The organism is Sphingomonas sp. GW821-FHT03E12 (assembly GCF_059420685.1).
On sequence record NZ_JBWKUF010000010.1, the window covers coordinates 14,973 to 31,328 of the forward strand.

The window sequence follows — 16,356 nt, forward strand, 5'->3', positions numbered from 1 at the left end:
CATGCTCGCGCGCGATGGGAGCGTGACTTTTGTGACTTTCCAACGCCTGAAGGGACCGCATGAGCCGCAAACCGATCCCCGCCCAGCATGGCGAACGCTCGCGCGTCGAGGTGACGTTCGACCGGCCGCAACTGCTCCCGCAGCTGTTCGGCGAGTATGACAGCAACATCCTGGCGCTCGAGGAGCGGCTGGGTGTCTATATCCACGCCCGCGGCCAGCGCGTGGTGATCGAAGGCAGCGCCGAAGCCGTCGCGCATGCCCGCGAAGTGCTGACCGAACTGCACAGCCGCGTGATCCGGGGCGAGGATATCGACACCGGACTGATCGACGCGGTGATCGCGATGTCGAGCGAGCCGACCTTCAACGGCATCATCCGCGCCGAGAATGACGAGGGCGCAGCGCCGCCCATCATGATCCGGACGCGCAACAAGACGATCGTCCCGCGCTCGCTCACCCAGACCGCGTACATGCGGGCGCTGGTGTCGAACGACATTATCTTCGCGCTCGGGCCGGCGGGCACCGGCAAGACCTATCTCGCCGTCGCGCAGGCAGTGGCGCAGCTCATCACCGGATCGGTCAAGCGCCTGATCCTGTCCCGCCCCGCGGTCGAGGCGGGCGAGCGGCTGGGCTTCCTGCCCGGCGACATGAAGGACAAGGTCGACCCCTATCTGCGCCCGCTCTACGACGCGCTCTACGACTGCCTGCCCGCCGAACAGGTCGAGCGGCGCATCGCGTCGGGCGAGATCGAGATCGCGCCAATCGCCTTCATGCGCGGGCGCACGCTGGCCGACGCCTTCGTCATCCTCGACGAGGCACAGAACACCACGCCGATGCAGATGAAGATGTTCCTCACCCGCTTCGGCCAGAACAGCCGGATGGTGGTGTGCGGCGATCCCAAGCAGACCGACCTGCCCGGCGGCCCCTCGGCGAGCGGCCTCAACGACGCCGTCAACAAGCTCGAGGGGATCGAAGGACTGGCGATGATCCGCTTCGGCATCGGCGACGTGGTGCGCCACCCGATCGTCGGCCGCATCGTCGACGCCTATGAGGGCGAAGGCCGCACGGATGCTTGATGTTGCCGTCCAGCGCGAGAGCGACTGGCCTGAACTCGACTGGGACATGATCGGCGCGAATGCGGCGGCAGCGGCCGTCGCGCAGACGCCGTTCGGCGAACTGGCCGATGCCGAAGCGGTGATCGAGATCGCGGTGCGCCTGACCGACAATGCCGAAGTGCATCAGCTCAACGCCCAGTATCGGGGGAAGGACAAGCCGACCAACGTCCTGTCCTTCCCGATGATCGAGCCGGACCTGATCGAGGCGCTGACCCAGAACAGCGACGATGGCGAGGTGATCCTGGGCGATATCGTCCTTGCCCATGGCGTCTGCGCGGCGGAAGCCGAGGAAAAGGGCTTCACGGTTCAGCAACATGCCACGCACCTCATTGTCCATGGGGTGCTGCATTTGCTAGGCTATGATCATCAGGGGGATTCCGAAGCCGAAGCGATGGAGTCGATGGAGCGCGCCGCGCTCGAAACTTTGGGGATCCCCGACCCTTATCTTGTACGCGAGGATTGACCCGGGAAATGGCGGACGGACCCAGTAGCAACGGGAACGGAGACAGTAGCAGCGAGGGCGGAATATGGCGCGGCCTGCGCACCCTGCTGTTCGGCGAAGAAAATAACGAGACGCTGCGCGAGCGCATCGAGGATGCGATCGACGAGGTCGAGGAGGACGGCGAGGGCAAGCCCGCCAGGAAGGGCGATCTGTCCCCGCTCGAGCGCAAGATGCTGCGCAACCTGCTCCATTTCGGCGAGCGCGATGCGGGCGACGTCGGCGTGCCGCGCGCGGACATCATCGCGGTCGAGGAGAAGACGAGCTTCGCCGAACTGGTCCAGCTCTTCGCCGAGGCAGGTCATAGCCGCCTGCCGGTCTATCGCGAGAAGCTCGACCGCGTGATCGGCATGATCCACATCAAGGATGTGTTCGGCGTCGTCGCCGCGGGCGCCGGTCCGCCGGCCAAGATCAGCAGCCTGATGCGCCAGCCGCTCTATGTGCCGCAATCGATGGGCACGCTCGACCTGCTCGCGCAGATGCAGGCCAGCCGCACCCACCTCGCCATCGTCCTCGACGAATATTCGGGCACCGAGGGCCTGATCACGATCGAGGATCTGGTCGAGGAAATCGTCGGCGAGATCGACGACGAGCATGACGACGCCCCCGAGGCGCTGTTCGTCCCGCTCGACGATGGCGGCTGGGACGCCGATGCCCGCGCCGAGCTGGAGGATGTCGCCGCGGCGATCGACCCGCGGCTGGGCGAGGTCGAGGAAGATATCGAGACTCTGGGCGGGCTCGCCTTCGTGCTGGCTGGGCATGTGCCCCAGGCCGGCGAGTGCCTGCCCCATCCCAGTGGCTGGACGCTGGAGGTTCTGGAAGCCGATGCGACGCGCGTCCGCCGCGTCCGCCTCCACCCGCCCGCGAAACGCGAGGAACCCGAAGAATGACCCGGCTGCGCAAATTCCTGCTGTTCATCGGCATCGTGGCCGTCGGCTGCGGCGGTCTCTATTGGTGGTTCAGCCGCCCCGATGTGGCGCAGCTCGACGCCAATGCCGTGACCGGGCAGCGCCCCAAGCTCAGCGATCCGCGCAACCAGACCATCCCGACGGTCCAGATCGCCGATGCGGTCGGCTGGCCGCAGGGCGCCAAGCCCAGCGCCGCCGCCGGGCTCGCGGTCAATCCCTTCGCCACCGGTCTCGACCATCCGCGCTGGCTCTACCGCCTGCCCAATGGCGATGTGCTGGTCGCCGAAAGCAATTCGCCGCCGCGGCCCAATAACGGCGTCACCAACAAGGTGATGCGCTGGCTGATGGGCCGCGCAGGCGCGGGCGTGCCGTCGGCCAATCGCATCACGCTGCTGCGCGACGCCGATGGCGACGGCGTCGCCGAAGTGCGCTCGACCCTGCTCAGCGCGGGCAATGGCCTCGAATCCCCCTTCGGCATGGCGCTGGTCGGGGATATGCTCTACGTCGGCAACCACAACGCGCTGATCCGCTTCCCCTTCAAGGTGGGCGAGACCAAGATCACGTCGAAGGGCGAGAAGGTCGTCGACCTGCCCGGCGGCGGCCACTGGACTCGCAGCGTCGTCGCCAGCGAAGACGGCAACACCATCTATGTCGGTGTCGGGTCGAAGACCAACATCGCCGACGAGGGGATCGAGGTCGAGAAGAACCGCGCCGCGATCCTTGCGGTCGATCCCCGGACGAAGCGCGCAACCATCTTCGCCTCGGGCCTGCGCAACCCTGTCGGCATGGCGTTCAACCCGGATACCAAGCGGCTTTGGACCGTGGTCAACGAGCGCGACATGATGGGCTCGGACATGCCGCCCGACTATCTGACCCAGGTCGATTTCGGCAGCTTCTATGGCTGGCCCTGGAATTATTGGGGCGGGTATGAGGACAAGCGCGTGCGGCCGGGCCGCCCCGACCTGCGCGAATATACCGCGCGGCCGGATTTCGCGCTCGGCGCTCACACCGCACCGCTCGGCCTGACGTTCGCTCAGGACCTCCAGCTCGGCCCGAACTATGTGAGCGGCGCCTTCATCGGCCTGCACGGGTCGTGGAACCGGGTACCGGCGAGCGGCTACAAGGTCGTCTATGTGCCCTTCGGCGCACGCGGCCTGCCTGCACCAGGCGCCAAGCCGGTCGATATCCTTACCGGCTTCGTCAATGCTGAGGGCAAGGCAATGGGCCGCCCGGTGGGCGTGACCGCCGACAAGACCGGCGCGCTGCTGGTCGCGGACGATGTCGGCAACGTCATCTGGCGGGTCAGCGCACCGGGCGCGGCCCCCAGGCCTGCGCCGACGCCCGCGCCTAGCGCTCCACCTGCGGCAGGGCGATAAGTTCGGCGCGGCTGGTCGCGGCGCGGAGGTTCCAGTCGTCGCCATCGGCGATCGCGGTCAGCCGGGTAAGCGGCAGGCGGACGAAGCGGTCGGGATCGGTGTCGGCGATCTCGACGATCACCGCGTCGATATTGCCCGACGCATCGGTCTCGACGCGGTGGATGTCGCCCAGATCCTTGCCGCTGGTATCGACCAGATCGGCGTCCTCGATCTGCTTGGTCGTCAGCCCGAAAGCAGTGCCCGGCCCGCTGGCCGATGGCAGGCTAGACGCGGTGATCGTCGGGGCGGGCGCGGCGATCGCGCCGTTCGCAGTCACCTCGGTCCCGGCGGGTGCCTTGGGCGGATCGTCCGAACAGGCGGCGATCAGCACCAGCGGCAATGCGGTCAGCAATCGGGTCATCCGACGTCTCCTCGTCGCGGTCACTCGAGCAGCTTGGGGGCTTCCTTCTGCAGCTTTTCACGGATCTTGCCGGCGAACAGCGCGAGCATCGGCGGCAGATCGACCTCGGCATGGACGCGATCCTCGAACACGTCGAGCCGGCTCGCCACCGTCTGTCCCATCGCGCTGACGGTGAAGTGGAGCGTATCGCCCTCCCACCGTTCCTGCACCGTGCCGCCGCCGGGGAACATGTTCCCGATCTTGCCTACCCCGCCTGCAAGCCGAGCGCGTGCGCCTTCCAGGCCCAGCTTGTGCGGGATATCGACGGTGACGGGTTCGGCCATGATCGCTCCTGAACTGTAATGGCGCACTAATACGCCGCGTGCTTGTATCTGTCACGGTCTGGCCCGATAGCGTGGCGCGATGCCTTTGCCCCGTCCCCGCCTGATCGCGCTCGTTGCGGGCGCCGCCTCCGCCACAGCTTTCGCCCCGCTCGACTGGTGGGTGGTTGGTCTCCTCTGTATCGCTGCGCTGTTGCGGCTGACGCATGAGGCACCGACGCTGCGGCAGGCATTGCTGCGCGGCTGGCTGTTCGGTCTCGGGCATTTCACTGTGGGCAACAACTGGATCCAGCACGCCTTCACCTATCAGGATAAAATGCCGCCGGTGCTCGGCTATTTCGCGGTGGTACTGCTCGCGCTCTACCTCGCGGTCTATCCGGCAATCGCGATGGGACTGGTGTGGCGGTTCGGACGCGTCCGTGCATTGCGCAGGCCTGGCATGCCCTTCGTGCTGGTCGCGGGCGCGGCGTGGATCGTCACCGAATATCTGCGCGGGGTGATGTTCACGGGCTATCCGTGGAACCCGCTCGGCGTGATCTGGCTGCCGCTCCCGGGCGTGGCGCAGCTCGCGAGCTGGACCGGCACCTACGCCCTTTCGGGCCTCACCGTCGTGGCCGCTGGCACGCTCTACCTCGTGACCCTGCGCAGCTACCGGCCGCTGATCGGCGCGACGATTGCCGTGGGTGCGGCCGCCTTGCTGCTCAATCCCGCCGTCACGCCTCCACCTCCGGGCACGCCGCTGGTCCGCGTCCTCCAACCCAATATCGGCCAAGAGACCACGCTCGACGGCACCCGCGCCGAGCGGTCGCTGCTCGCGCTGACGACGCTGTCCAACGATCGTGCGACCATGTTTCCCGGCGGCCCCGTCCCCCGGCTGATCGTCTGGCCCGAAGGTGCGGTCGATTACTGGATCGAGGACGGCTATCCGCCCGAATGGTACAGCCGCAACGATCCCCGTACCGTGCGGGAAACGATCGCAATGACGCTCGGCCCGAAGGACATCGCGCTGGTCGGCGGCACGGGGCTGTTGTTCGGCGGCGACAAGCAGCTCGATGCTGCGACCAACTCGGTCTTCACGATCGATGCCGCGGGCAAGATCCATGGCCGCTACGACAAGGCGCATCTGGTGCCCTATGGCGAGTATCTGCCGATGCGCACGATCCTCCAGCCGCTGGGCCTCTCCCGGCTGGTGATGGGCGATGTCGACTATGCGCCGGGGCCTGGGCCGGCAACGATGGACGTGCCCGGCTTCGGCAAGGTCGGCATGCAGATCTGTTACGAGATCATCTTCTCCGGCCAGACGGTCGATGCCGCCAATCGTCCCGCGATCCTGTTCAACCCCTCCAACGACGCATGGTTTGGCGGCTGGGGCCCGCCCCAGCATCTGGCGCAGGCGCGGATGCGCGCGATCGAGGAGGGGCTGCCGATCCTGCGGTCGACCCCGACGGGCATCTCCGCGATCATCGACGCGCATGGCCGCATCGTCGCAGCGGCAGGGATGGGCGAGGCGCGGGCGATCGAGGCGCCGATGCCGGCGGCGCTCCCCCCCACTTTGTTCGCCCGGCTCGGCAACTGGGCGGCCTGGCTCGTCGCGGGGCTGCTGTTGCTCAGCGCGATTGCCATCCGCCGCTTCGCCCGCTAGTGGGCCGCATATAACAAAAGCTTTATATCATCCCCTTTCCAAATCGGGCATGGCAACGGCCTGAGCATCACGAGGAAAATCATGCGTTCCAGCTATCTCTTCACGTCCGAATCGGTTTCCGAAGGCCACCCCGACAAGGTCGCCGACCAGATTTCCGATGCGATCGTCGATCTGTTCCTGTCCAAGGACCCTGAAGCGCGCATCGCGTGCGAGACGCTGACCACCACCCAGCTCGTCGTGCTGGCCGGTGAAATCCGTGGCAAGGGCATCATGGACGAGGCCGGCAACTGGGCCCCGGGCGTGCCGGAAGAGGTCGAGAAGGCCGTCCGCGACACCGTGAAGAAGATCGGCTACGAACAGTCGGGCTTCCACTGGGAGACGCTCCGCTTCGAGAACAACCTGCACCCGCAGTCGGCGCATATCGCGCAGGGCGTGGACGCCAGCGGCAACAAGGACGAAGGCGCAGGCGACCAGGGCATCATGTTCGGCTATGCCGCCAACGACACCCCGGACCTCATGCCGGCGACGCTCGACTACAGCCACAAGATCCTCGAGAAGATGGCGGCGGACCGCCATGCCGGCATCGCGCCCTTCCTCGAGCCGGACGCCAAGAGCCAGGTCACGCTGCGCTACGAGGGCGCCAAGCCCGTCGCCGCGACCGCGATCGTCGTTTCGACCCAGCACGCCCCGGGCTATGACCAGGGCGAGAAGGAAGCCGAACTGCACGCCTATGTGAAGTCGGTGGTCGCGAGCGTGATCCCGAACGAACTGCTGAGCGACGCAACCGAATATCACATCAACCCGACCGGCAGCTTCGAGATCGGCGGTCCTGACGGCGACGCAGGCCTGACCGGCCGCAAGATCATCGTCGACACCTATGGCGGCGCCAGCCCCCATGGCGGCGGCGCGTTCAGCGGCAAGGACCCGACCAAGGTCGATCGTTCGGCGGCGTACATCACCCGTTACCTCGCCAAGAATATCGTCGCCGCCGGCCTCGCCCAGCGCTGCACGATCCAGCTGGCTTATGCGATCGGCGTTTCCAAGCCGCTGTCGCTCTATGTCGACACGCACGGCACCGGCACCGTCGGCGACGACAAGATCGAGGAAGCGATCCAGGGCATCGAGAAGCTGGGCGGCCTGACTCCGCGCGGCATCCGCACGCATCTCGGCCTCAACAAGCCGATCTACGCGCCCACCGCAGCGTACGGCCATTTCGGCCGCAAGGCCGAGGGCGACTTCTTCCCCTGGGAGAAGACCGACCTGGTCGAGGATCTGAAGGCCGCACTGGCCTGATCCTCCGGCAACGGACAAGAGAGGCGGCGGTCCCCCGGGGATCGCCGCCTTTTTCGTTGCGCGGGCTCGGAAAGTCCCAAAAGTCACACTGCCACGCGCGCGAGCGGCCGGAACGTTCACCTGTCAAAGAGCAGCGTCGAGCTCAGCAGACGAAATCCTACATTTCAAGCGGAGCCCTCAGCGGCTGCCCTCGATCCCTGGCCCGGCATCGACCGTCGCGCGATAGCCCGGCTTCACCCGGGCGTGCGACGCCTGCTCATAGGCGTACCCCAGCTCCAGCAGCCGCGCGTCGCTCCATTTGGAACCGATGAAGGAAAGGCCGACCGGCAGGCCGCCGACCAGCCCCATCGGCACCGTCAGATGCGGATAACCCGACACGGCGGGCAGCTGGCTGGCGCTGGGCCCGCTCGACTGATCGCCATGCACCGGATCGGAGAGCCAGGCGGGACCGGTACTCGGCGCAACGATCGCGGTAAGCTTGGCGTCGGCCAGCGTGGCGTCGATGGCTCCGGCCGCGCGGCGGCGATTGTCGTCGCGGGTCTGCGCATAGTCCGGCTCGTCCATGCCCGCCGTCTTCTCGGTCGTCTCGAAGATGTCCTGTCCGAAATAGGCGAGTTCGGCCTTCGACGCCTTGTTGAAGGCAATGACGTCGGCAAGGCTGCGCACCTTCACCGCCGCGGGCGTGGTCGCGAGATAGGCCGCGAGCCGGCTCTTGAGCTCCATCTGGAACAGCCGGAATTCCGACCGGCTCAACCCTTCCGGGGCAACGAGCTTGATCTCGATCAGCTCCGCGCCTGCGGCACGCAGCACCGCGAGCTGCGCGTCATATTGTGCGGCAAGGCTGGTACGCATCTGTGGCCGCACCACGCCAAGCCGGACGCCCTTGAGGCTCGCCTTGCTCCAGTCGGGGGTCAGCGCCGCACGGCGCGCATCCGCCTCCGCGGTCGCGGCGTCCTCCGCGTCGCTCCCGATCATTCCGGCAAACAGCGCCGCAGCATCCTTGACGCTGCGTGCCATCGGCCCGGCGGTATCCTGGCTGATGCTGATCGGCACGACATGGGTGCGGCTGATCGCGCCGACCGTGGGCTTGAGGCCCACCAGCCCGTTCATCGACGAAGGGCAGATGATCGATCCGTCCGTCTCGGTTCCCACACCCACCGCGGCAAGGCTGGCGGCGATCGCCGCGCCGGCGCCGCTCGACGAACCGCAGGCGCTGCGGTCCAACGCATAGGGATTGCGGACGAGGCCACCGACCGCGCTCCATCCGCTCATCGAATCGCTGTCGCGAATATTGGCCCATTCGGAGAGGTTGGTCTTGCCGAGGATGATCGCCCCCGCGGCGCGCAGCCGGGCGACGAGCGGCGCGTCGCGCTTGGTGAAATTGTCCTTGAGCGCCAGGCTGCCCGCGGTGGTCGCATTCTCAGCCGTGTCGATATTGTCCTTTACCAGCACCGGGATCCCGAACAGCGGTCCATGCGCGGTGCCCAGCTGCCGGTTGCGATCGGCCTTGCGCGCCTGCTCCATTGCCTGTGGATTGAGCGCAATCACGCTGCGCAGCTTCGGTCCCGCGCGGTCGAGCGCGCGAATGCGATCAAGATACGCCTGCGTCAGCTGCGCGCTGGTGACCTTGCCCCCCGCCAGCATCGCCTGAAGCTGCTCGATCGACTTCTCGCCGACCTCGAGCGAAAGCGGCGAAAGCTCGGTAAGGACGAAGTTGCGGTTTTCCGCAGCGGCGGGTGCCGCCAATGCCATTGCAATCGCCGCCAGCCCGTACCGCATTCGCCGCCCCCCATGATGTCCGGGCCATACGATATCGCGGCGTTCGTGCTGTGCAACGGCGCAACGCACGGCTAGCCTTTCGTCCATGAAGACGATCCGCGATCCCGCCCACGCCCTTGCCCGCGAGCTTGCCGCGATCCGTACCGAGTTTCAGGTGCCCGAGGCGTTTCCGCCGCAGGTGCTGGCAGCGGCTGAAGCTGCGGCGAAGCGTGCGCCGTCCGACCATGCGGACTGGACCGATCGCGCCTTCGTGACGCTCGATCCGGCAAGCGCAACCGACCTCGATCAGGCGTTCGCGATCGAGGCGGCGGGAAGCGACCTCATCCTCCATTATGCCATTGCCGATGTCGCCTGGTTCGTCGACGAGCGCGGTCCGATCGACGCCGAAGCCTGGACGCGCGGCGAGACTTTGTACCTGCCCGACGGCAAGGCGGGGCTCTATCCGCCGGTGCTGGCCGAAGGCGCGGCGAGCCTATTGCCCGACGGACCGCGGCCGGCGGTGGTGTTCAGCGTCCGCGTGGCGCCCGACGGTGCGGTCAAGCTCGACGCAGCGACGCGCTCCGTGATCCGCAGCCGTGCCAAGCTTGCCTATGCAACCGTGCGGCCCGAAGACCTGCCCTCAGGCTTCACCGAACTGTCGGCGCGGATCATCGCGGCCGAAGCCGAGCGCGGCGCGGCGCGTATCGATCCGCCCGAGCAGGAAGTGAGCGAGGGGCCGGACGGCAAGCTCACCCTCGCCTTCCGCGACCGCCATCCGTCCGAGGACCAGAACGCCGCGCTCTCGCTCGCCTGCAACATGGCGGTCGCGGACGCGCTGATCGCACACGGTACCGGGTTGTTCCGGGTGATGGCTGAGCCCAACGACCATGCGGTCCGGCGGCTGCGGCATACCGCGCGCGCCTTTGGCATCGAATGGCCGAACCATGCGACGTTGACCCAGTTCGAACGCACGCTCGACCCTGCCGACCCGCGTGCCGCGGCGCTGATGCTGGCGATCCGCCGCGCAGGCAATGGCGCGGGCTATCAGGTGTTCCGGCCTGGCGAGACGCCCTGGCATTCAGCGGTCGCCGCGCCCTATGCGCATGCCACCGCGCCGTTGCGACGGCTGGCCGATCGCTATGTCGTTCAGGCCACCCTCGCGGTAGCGAACGGTCAGCCGGTGCCGGATCATGTGACGGAGGCATTCGCGAAGCTGCCCAAGGTGATGGCGCGCGCCGATGCCCGCGCCGGGCAGATCGACCGGGCGGTGATCGACATGGCAGAAGCGGTGATGCTCGCGGGCAACGAGGGCGCGACGCTGGGCGCGGTGGTCACCGATATCGGCGAGCGGGGCGCATCGATCCAGCTGTGCAGCCTTCCAGTCACCGCGCGGATCGATGCGTCGGGCCTGACCCCCGGCGACACGCTCGACGTGCGGCTGACGCAAGCCGATCCGGGCGCACGGCGCATCGCCTTCGAACGGCTGAGCTGAGGCGCGACAGCCGCTTGTTTCGGGGACGGCTTGCGGTCAGGCGCCGCCTGAATTTGGGGAGTGAAGCTGTGACCGTCCACCGGATCGCCTGCGCATTGCTGATCGCCTGCACCGCACCTGTCTCAGCGCAAACGAACCCGCCGCCGCTCCAGATACCAGCCGGCAAACCCTTCCATGCGCATAGCGGTGTCGCCCTTCCCGCCCGGCTGTCCGGTCTGCCCCCCATCGCAGACGAAATAGCCGCCGTGGTTCCCTTTCGCCGCGCCCGACGCTAGGGCCGCTCGCCATGAACGATCCCGCAAAGATCCGCCGCCTCTATGGCCGGGCGAAGGGCCACAAACTGCGCGCCGGCCAGGCGTCGCTGGTTGAAGAGATGCTGCCGCAGGTCGCGGTACCCGAGACCGGGCCGATCGACGCGGTATCGCTGTTCGGCGACACGCGCCCGCTGGAGCTGGAGATCGGCTTCGGCGCGGGCGAGCATCTCGCCGGGCAGGCGGCGATGCGGCCGGATCATGGCTTTATCGGCTGCGAGCCGTTCCTGAATGGCGTGGTCGGCGCGCTCGGGCATATCCGCGATGGCGATCTCAGCAACGTGCGGTTGCACATGGGGGATGCGCTCGAGGTGATCGAGCGGCTTCCCGACGCCAGCCTGGACCGGGTCTACCTGCTTCATCCCGATCCCTGGCGGAAAGCCCGCCATGCCAAGCGGCGGATGGTCAATCACGGCCCGCTCGACCTGATCGCGGCCAAGCTCAAGCCCGGCTGCGAATTCCGGCTGGGCACCGACGACCCGACCTATTGCCGCTGGGCGATGATGGTGATGAACCAGCGCCGCGACTTCGAATGGCAGGCGAAGGAGGCAAAGGATTTTCTCACCCGCCCCGCCGACTGGCCCGAGACCCGCTACGAGCGCAAGGCGCGGCGGCAGGGGCATGAAGTCTGGTACTTCCGCTACCTGCGGAAGGACACAGAATAAGCTCGAAACTCCGTGATTGATCAGCGATATATTGGTTATAAATCAATCAGATGACGATGATCACCGAGCCGTGATTACCCTTATCGGCGCGGATTCGTCCGCCCGCGCCCAAACCAGTTCGAGCTTTGATTGCGCGCATGTCCGTGTTTGGGCCGCGAACGGACAGGCAGGATTGGACCGCTTTGACGGTCGATCTGCCGTTCGCGCATGCTGACTAGATCCACGCCTCAGGGTGCGGTCAAAAATGCCTGGCAGGCGCTCCGGATCGCTGCGCGATCACCAGAGAGCAACGTATCGCCGATCACATAGCTGTAGATCAGGAACGCACGCGCCGGCACCTGCTCCTTCGGCACCCCATTCGCCGTGAGCAGCGATTCAAAATAGGCCAGCCGGTGCCGGTCAATCTCTTCGAGCGCCCGTTTGGCCCGCTTGTCGGTAAGCCCCCAGGTGCGCATCGCAACCTCCACCCACGCACCCGTTTGGGTACGATCCAGGCGCGAGATTGCGAAAAGCCGCGCAAGCCGGTCTTCGGGGCCCGAGTCCATTGCGCTCAATTCCGCAATGAGGCCCGTGGTCGTGCGCTGGCGCCAATAATCGACCATGGCGTCGAGAAAGGTCTCACGCGTGTCGAAGCGCGCATAGAACATGCCCTTGGTGACACCGAGCAGCTCCGCGAGCACCTCGATGCGGACCGCGTCGATACCGCCGAGCGCGAGCTGCTCGAGCGCAGCGATGAACCAGCGCTCGGCCGTGACCTTCGGCTTGGGACCGCGCTTGACCGGGGGACTGGCTGCGCCCGGAAGGACCGGTTGGGGCAGAAGAGGCGGTAGGGACATCGATCGAGGCTAGGGCGCGTCATCCCCAGGGTCAACGCCCAGCCACATTCTGATCCGCTGCAGGATGATATTTATGATCCACAATGAGGCGATTGACTAAGGTGAATTCGTGCAATTATCAGTATCTCATACCGTATCGTATTAAATGATTCGGATGGGAGGGATGATCTGATGACCGGATGCCATCGGGTGCTGAAATGCATGCTGTTTGCGGGGGCTGCGCTGGGCGCGATGGTGAGCGAGAACGCCGCCGCGCAGGAGGCGAGGCCCGAAGGCGCAAGCGACGGCCAGGTCGAGGAAATCGTCGTGACCGCGCGGCGGCGCGAGGAAAGTCTGCAGGACGTTCCGATTTCAATCACTGCCTTTACCGCCGATGCCCTCGATCAGAAGGGGGCGGCCGACATCACGGCGCTCCAGCGCTCGACGCCCAATTTGACGCTGCAGGTTTCGCGCGGCACCAATTCGACGCTGACCGCCTTCATTCGCGGCATCGGTCAGCAGGATCCGCTTTGGGGCTTCGAACCCGGCGTCGGCCTCTATGTCGACGATATCTACGTCGCGCGGCCGCAGGGGGCAGTTCTCGACATCTTCGATATCGAGCGGATCGAGGTGCTGCGCGGGCCGCAGGGCACGCTGTACGGCCGCAACACGATCGGCGGCGCAGTCAAATATGTGACCAAGCGGCTCGGCCATGATTTCAGCGGCAAGGTGCGGGGCGAATATGGCAGCTACAACGAATATAATCTGACCGGATCGATCACGGTGCCGGTTTCCGATGCAGTCTCGATCGGTGCGGCCTTTGCCTGGTACAATCGCGACGGCTACGGCAAGAATCATTTCACCGGCGCCGAGACCGGCAACAAGGATGTGATCGCCGGGCGCGTATCGGTGGAGATCGCGCCTTCCGACGATGTCTTCATCCGGCTTGCGGCGGATCGCACCGAAGACCGTTCCAACGCCAACCACGGCCACCGCGAACTGCGCGAACCCAACAGCAATGTTGCGGTTCTTCCGGGCAAATATGACACGCTCGCCGGGGTCGGCGACGAGAACAAGGTCGTGACGCAAGGGGTATCGCTGACGGGTGAATGGAAAGTGTCCGACGCGGTCACGCTCAAGTCGATCACCGCCTATCGCGACGGCTATTCGAGCGGCCCGGGAATCGATTTCGACGGGACGCCGCAGCCTTTCCTCGACATCGCAGCCAAGGGGAAGGTCTACAAGGATCGCCAGTTCAGCCAGGAGCTTCAGGCACAGATCGAGACCGACGCGCTGCAGGGGGTGATCGGCGTCTATTATCTCGATGCCACGGCGTCGGGCGCGTTCGACACGATCCTCGGCCGTGGGCTCGTCCCCGAGGCGTTGCTGGTGCCACGGCCGAGCGCCGCGACCGCGCTCACCCAGCTCACCAGCGGGTCGGTCGATACCGAGAGCTTCGCGATCTTCGGTGACATGAACTATAATCTGACCGAGCGGCTCAAGCTCTCGCTGGGTGCGCGCTGGACGCGCGACAAGAAGGTCGGAACGGTCTTCAAAGCCAATTATTTCGGGACGCTCGGAAGCCCGTTGCTGAAGCCCTATGTCCCGATCCTGCCGGCACCCTTCAACGTGCCGCAGATCCTGACCGACTATACCAACAGCCGCACGTTCGAGGAATTCACGCCGCGGGTCAGCCTGACCTATGCCGCGAGCGACGACGTGAACATCTATGCCGCCTATGGCCGCGGCTTCAAATCGGGCGGCTTCGACATGCGCGGCGATGCCACCGCGACCCCGGCGACGAAGAACGGCTATGATGCCGAGATCGTCGACTCCTACGAACTCGGCCTCAAGGGCGATTTCCTCGACGGCCAGTTCCGGATGAACGCTGCGGTCTTCTACACCGACTATGCCGGGCAGCAGGTGACGACACAGGTGCCCAAGGTCACGCCGCCGCCAGGTGTCGTCAGCTTCGTCGACAATGTCGGCAGCTCGCGCATCTGGGGTGCGGAGATCGAGGCGCAGGCGGTGCTCAGCCGCAATTTCAGCGCGAGCTTCAGCTTCGGGTACATCAATGCGAAGTTCAACGAGTTCATCGTTTTCGACCTCGCCACAGGGAAGAATGTCGACGTCGCGGATCTCCGGGCTTTCCAGAATACGCCGAAGTTCACGGGAAGCGCCTCGCTCAACTGGCAGGCCGATTTCATGGGCGGCCGGATGGCCATCCTGCCTTCGATCTCGTTCCGCAGCGATACGCATCTCTTCGAGATACCGATCCCGTCGATCGATCAGGACGGCTATTCGCTCGTCGATCTCAGCGTCACATGGACGTCGCCCGATGCGCGCTGGCGGCTTGGCGTGCACGGGCGCAACCTGTTCGACGTGCGCTATCGGACGGGCGGCTATAACTTCCCGTCCAACCAGTTCGCGCAGTCGGTGATCGGCTTTTACGGGCCGCCGCGCACTGCGCGCTTCTCGGCCGAATACCGGTTCTGACGATGGCGGATTTCGGCGAGTTGCGTTGGTCGGCGCCCGATGGCGTATCGCTCTTCGCGCGCGATTATGCGGCCGCCGGCGGCGCAGCGCGGCTTCCCGTGATCTGTATCCACGGGCTCACCCGCAATTCGCGCGATTTCGAAGAGCTCGCCCCGTTGCTTGCGGCGGCGGGGCGGCGCGTGCTGGCGGTCGATGTGCGCGGGCGGGGGCGTTCGGGCTCGAGCGCCGACCCGATGCACTACCAACTACCCGTCTATGCGCGGGACATGCTGGCGCTGCTCGACGCGCTCGGCATTGCCCGCGCGCATTTCATCGGCACGTCGATGGGCGGGCTCATTACGATGATGATGGCGGCGCGCCGGGGGCGTGCCATTGCCAGCGCGATCCTCAACGACGTCGGGCCGGAAATCGACCCGGCCGGGATCGCGCGTATTGCAGGCTATGCCGGTCAGCCAGCGACATTCGAGACATGGGACGATGTGGTCGCGTATCTGAAGCGCACCAGTGCGGTCGCTTTTCCAAATCTGACCGAAGACGGCTGGCGAATGCTTGCCGAGCGGGGTTGCATCACGGATGGGCAGGGACGCCCGGTACTCGATTATGATCCATCGATCGCGGTTCCGTTCAGGGCGAAGCCGGTGCCCAGCCGGTCCTGGCTCGCCTGGCTCCTGTTCCTGAAGCTCGCACGGTCGCGGCCCACGCTGCTGATCCGGGGCGAGCTTTCGGATCTGCTTTCACGGCCGATCGCCGTGAAGATGCGCCGCGCAGCACCGGGCATGGCCTATGCCGAGGTTCGGGGCGTGGGGCACGCGCCGTTGCTATCCGAAGACGAAGCGAAGCAGGCGATTCTGGCGTTTCTCGATAAACTGCCCTGAAGTCTCGGCGCCGGACAACGCGAACCCGGTTCGTTTTCGGCTCCGATCCCCCCTTGATTCGCACGATGGTATCCTAGCGGGCGCGCCCGGCCTTCGCGCCATATGCATTTTCATATCAGCAAATTCAGTTTGACATTTCTCGAAATAAGATCACGAAATCCTGTCTAGGCGCATTTCGTGTCTGTGTTTCCGCGTGAACTGCAGCAACCTGACCGCAAGCTGCTGTCCGTGCTGGAGTCGACTGCACTGGAGAGGGGCGGGGCAAATCTGAAACGCCGAAGCTTCTTGCACGGTTGACCGGCCCGGCCATCGGAGTCCGCGACGCCGGGAAACGAGATGCTGCGCAACGCAGAAAATAATCGAGGAGTGGAAATGCAAATGGACAGGAGAATTT

14 protein-coding genes are annotated in these 16,356 nt (G+C 65.9%); 10 read left to right on the plus strand and 4 right to left on the minus strand.

Going from position 1 to position 16,356, the window contains the following annotated elements:
• The first annotated feature begins 59 nt into the window (after nucleotides 1-59).
• Genes AC07TU_RS20435 through AC07TU_RS20450 form a run of 4 tightly spaced genes read left to right on the plus strand, consistent with a single transcriptional unit; the run spans nucleotide 60 to nucleotide 3,895 of the window.
• Nucleotides 60-1,073, plus strand: coding sequence for a PhoH family protein (locus AC07TU_RS20435; RefSeq protein WP_495189780.1), 1,014 nt, complete (start codon nucleotides 60-62; stop codon nucleotides 1,071-1,073).
• Nucleotides 1,066-1,575 (plus strand): rRNA maturation RNase YbeY, encoded by a 510-nt coding sequence (ybeY, locus tag AC07TU_RS20440; RefSeq protein ID WP_495189781.1) that lies wholly within the window; start codon nucleotides 1,066-1,068, stop codon nucleotides 1,573-1,575. The genes AC07TU_RS20435 and ybeY overlap by 8 nt, the downstream gene beginning before the upstream one ends.
• An 8-nt stretch (nucleotides 1,576-1,583) precedes the next feature.
• The gene (locus tag AC07TU_RS20445; protein WP_495189782.1) at nucleotides 1,584-2,501 is read left to right on the plus strand and encodes a hemolysin family protein; all 918 of its coding nucleotides are present in this window, start codon (nucleotides 1,584-1,586) and stop codon (nucleotides 2,499-2,501) included.
• 5 nt (nucleotides 2,502-2,506) lie between these two features.
• Nucleotides 2,507-3,895, plus strand: coding sequence for a PQQ-dependent sugar dehydrogenase (locus AC07TU_RS20450; RefSeq protein WP_495189813.1), 1,389 nt, complete (start codon nucleotides 2,507-2,509; stop codon nucleotides 3,893-3,895).
• On the opposite strand, the gene AC07TU_RS20455 is transcribed toward AC07TU_RS20450, so the two are convergent.
• Both AC07TU_RS20455 and AC07TU_RS20460 read right to left on the minus strand, forming a co-directional pair.
• The gene (locus AC07TU_RS20455) at nucleotides 3,867-4,295 is read right to left on the minus strand and encodes a hypothetical protein (protein WP_495189783.1); all 429 of its coding nucleotides are present in this window, start codon (nucleotides 4,293-4,295) and stop codon (nucleotides 3,867-3,869) included. The genes AC07TU_RS20450 and AC07TU_RS20455 overlap by 29 nt on opposite strands.
• Nucleotides 4,296-4,315: 20 nt before the next feature.
• Entirely contained in the window at nucleotides 4,316-4,618 is a 303-nt protein-coding gene (locus AC07TU_RS20460; protein WP_495189784.1) for a polyhydroxyalkanoic acid system family protein, read from the minus strand.
• A gap of 79 nt (nucleotides 4,619-4,697) precedes the next feature.
• Between AC07TU_RS20460 and lnt the strand changes: the two genes are divergently transcribed.
• Both lnt and metK read left to right on the plus strand, forming a co-directional pair.
• Nucleotides 4,698-6,257 carry an apolipoprotein N-acyltransferase gene (gene lnt / locus AC07TU_RS20465; protein WP_495189785.1) on the plus strand — a complete coding sequence of 520 codons (1,560 nt, stop codon included), beginning with the start codon at nucleotides 4,698-4,700 and terminating at the stop codon, nucleotides 6,255-6,257.
• A gap of 81 nt (nucleotides 6,258-6,338) precedes the next feature.
• Nucleotides 6,339-7,550 carry a methionine adenosyltransferase gene (gene metK, locus AC07TU_RS20470; RefSeq protein WP_495189786.1) on the plus strand — a complete coding sequence of 404 codons (1,212 nt, stop codon included), beginning with the start codon at nucleotides 6,339-6,341 and terminating at the stop codon, nucleotides 7,548-7,550.
• Nucleotides 7,551-7,727: 177 nt separating this feature from the next.
• Here the strand turns inward: metK and AC07TU_RS20475 are convergent, their stop codons facing one another.
• Complete coding sequence (locus AC07TU_RS20475) at nucleotides 7,728-9,329, minus strand: amidase (protein WP_495189787.1); 1,602 nt, start codon at nucleotides 9,327-9,329, stop codon at nucleotides 7,728-7,730.
• A gap of 85 nt (nucleotides 9,330-9,414) precedes the next feature.
• Between AC07TU_RS20475 and AC07TU_RS20480 the strand changes: the two genes are divergently transcribed.
• Both AC07TU_RS20480 and trmB read left to right on the plus strand, forming a co-directional pair.
• Nucleotides 9,415-10,800: an RNB domain-containing ribonuclease gene (locus AC07TU_RS20480; RefSeq protein WP_495189788.1), complete on the plus strand. Its 1,386-nt coding sequence runs from the start codon at nucleotides 9,415-9,417 to the stop codon at nucleotides 10,798-10,800.
• Between the two features lie 286 nt (nucleotides 10,801-11,086).
• Nucleotides 11,087-11,776, plus strand: a complete 690-nt coding sequence (gene trmB, locus AC07TU_RS20485; protein ID WP_495189789.1) for a tRNA (guanine(46)-N(7))-methyltransferase TrmB — start codon at nucleotides 11,087-11,089, stop codon at nucleotides 11,774-11,776.
• 227 nt (nucleotides 11,777-12,003) lie between these two features.
• On the opposite strand, the gene AC07TU_RS20490 is transcribed toward trmB, so the two are convergent.
• Nucleotides 12,004-12,612 carry a TetR/AcrR family transcriptional regulator gene (locus AC07TU_RS20490; protein WP_495189790.1) on the minus strand — a complete coding sequence of 203 codons (609 nt, stop codon included), beginning with the start codon at nucleotides 12,610-12,612 and terminating at the stop codon, nucleotides 12,004-12,006.
• 171 nt (nucleotides 12,613-12,783) lie between these two features.
• Here AC07TU_RS20490 and AC07TU_RS20495 point away from each other — a divergent pair, with 171 nt between their 5' ends.
• Both AC07TU_RS20495 and AC07TU_RS20500 read left to right on the plus strand, forming a co-directional pair.
• Entirely contained in the window at nucleotides 12,784-15,087 is a 2,304-nt protein-coding gene (locus AC07TU_RS20495) for a TonB-dependent receptor (protein ID WP_495189791.1), read from the plus strand.
• A gap of 2 nt (nucleotides 15,088-15,089) precedes the next feature.
• Entirely contained in the window at nucleotides 15,090-15,962 is an 873-nt protein-coding gene (locus AC07TU_RS20500; protein WP_495189792.1) for an alpha/beta fold hydrolase, read from the plus strand.
• Nucleotides 15,963-16,356 lie beyond the last annotated feature (394 nt).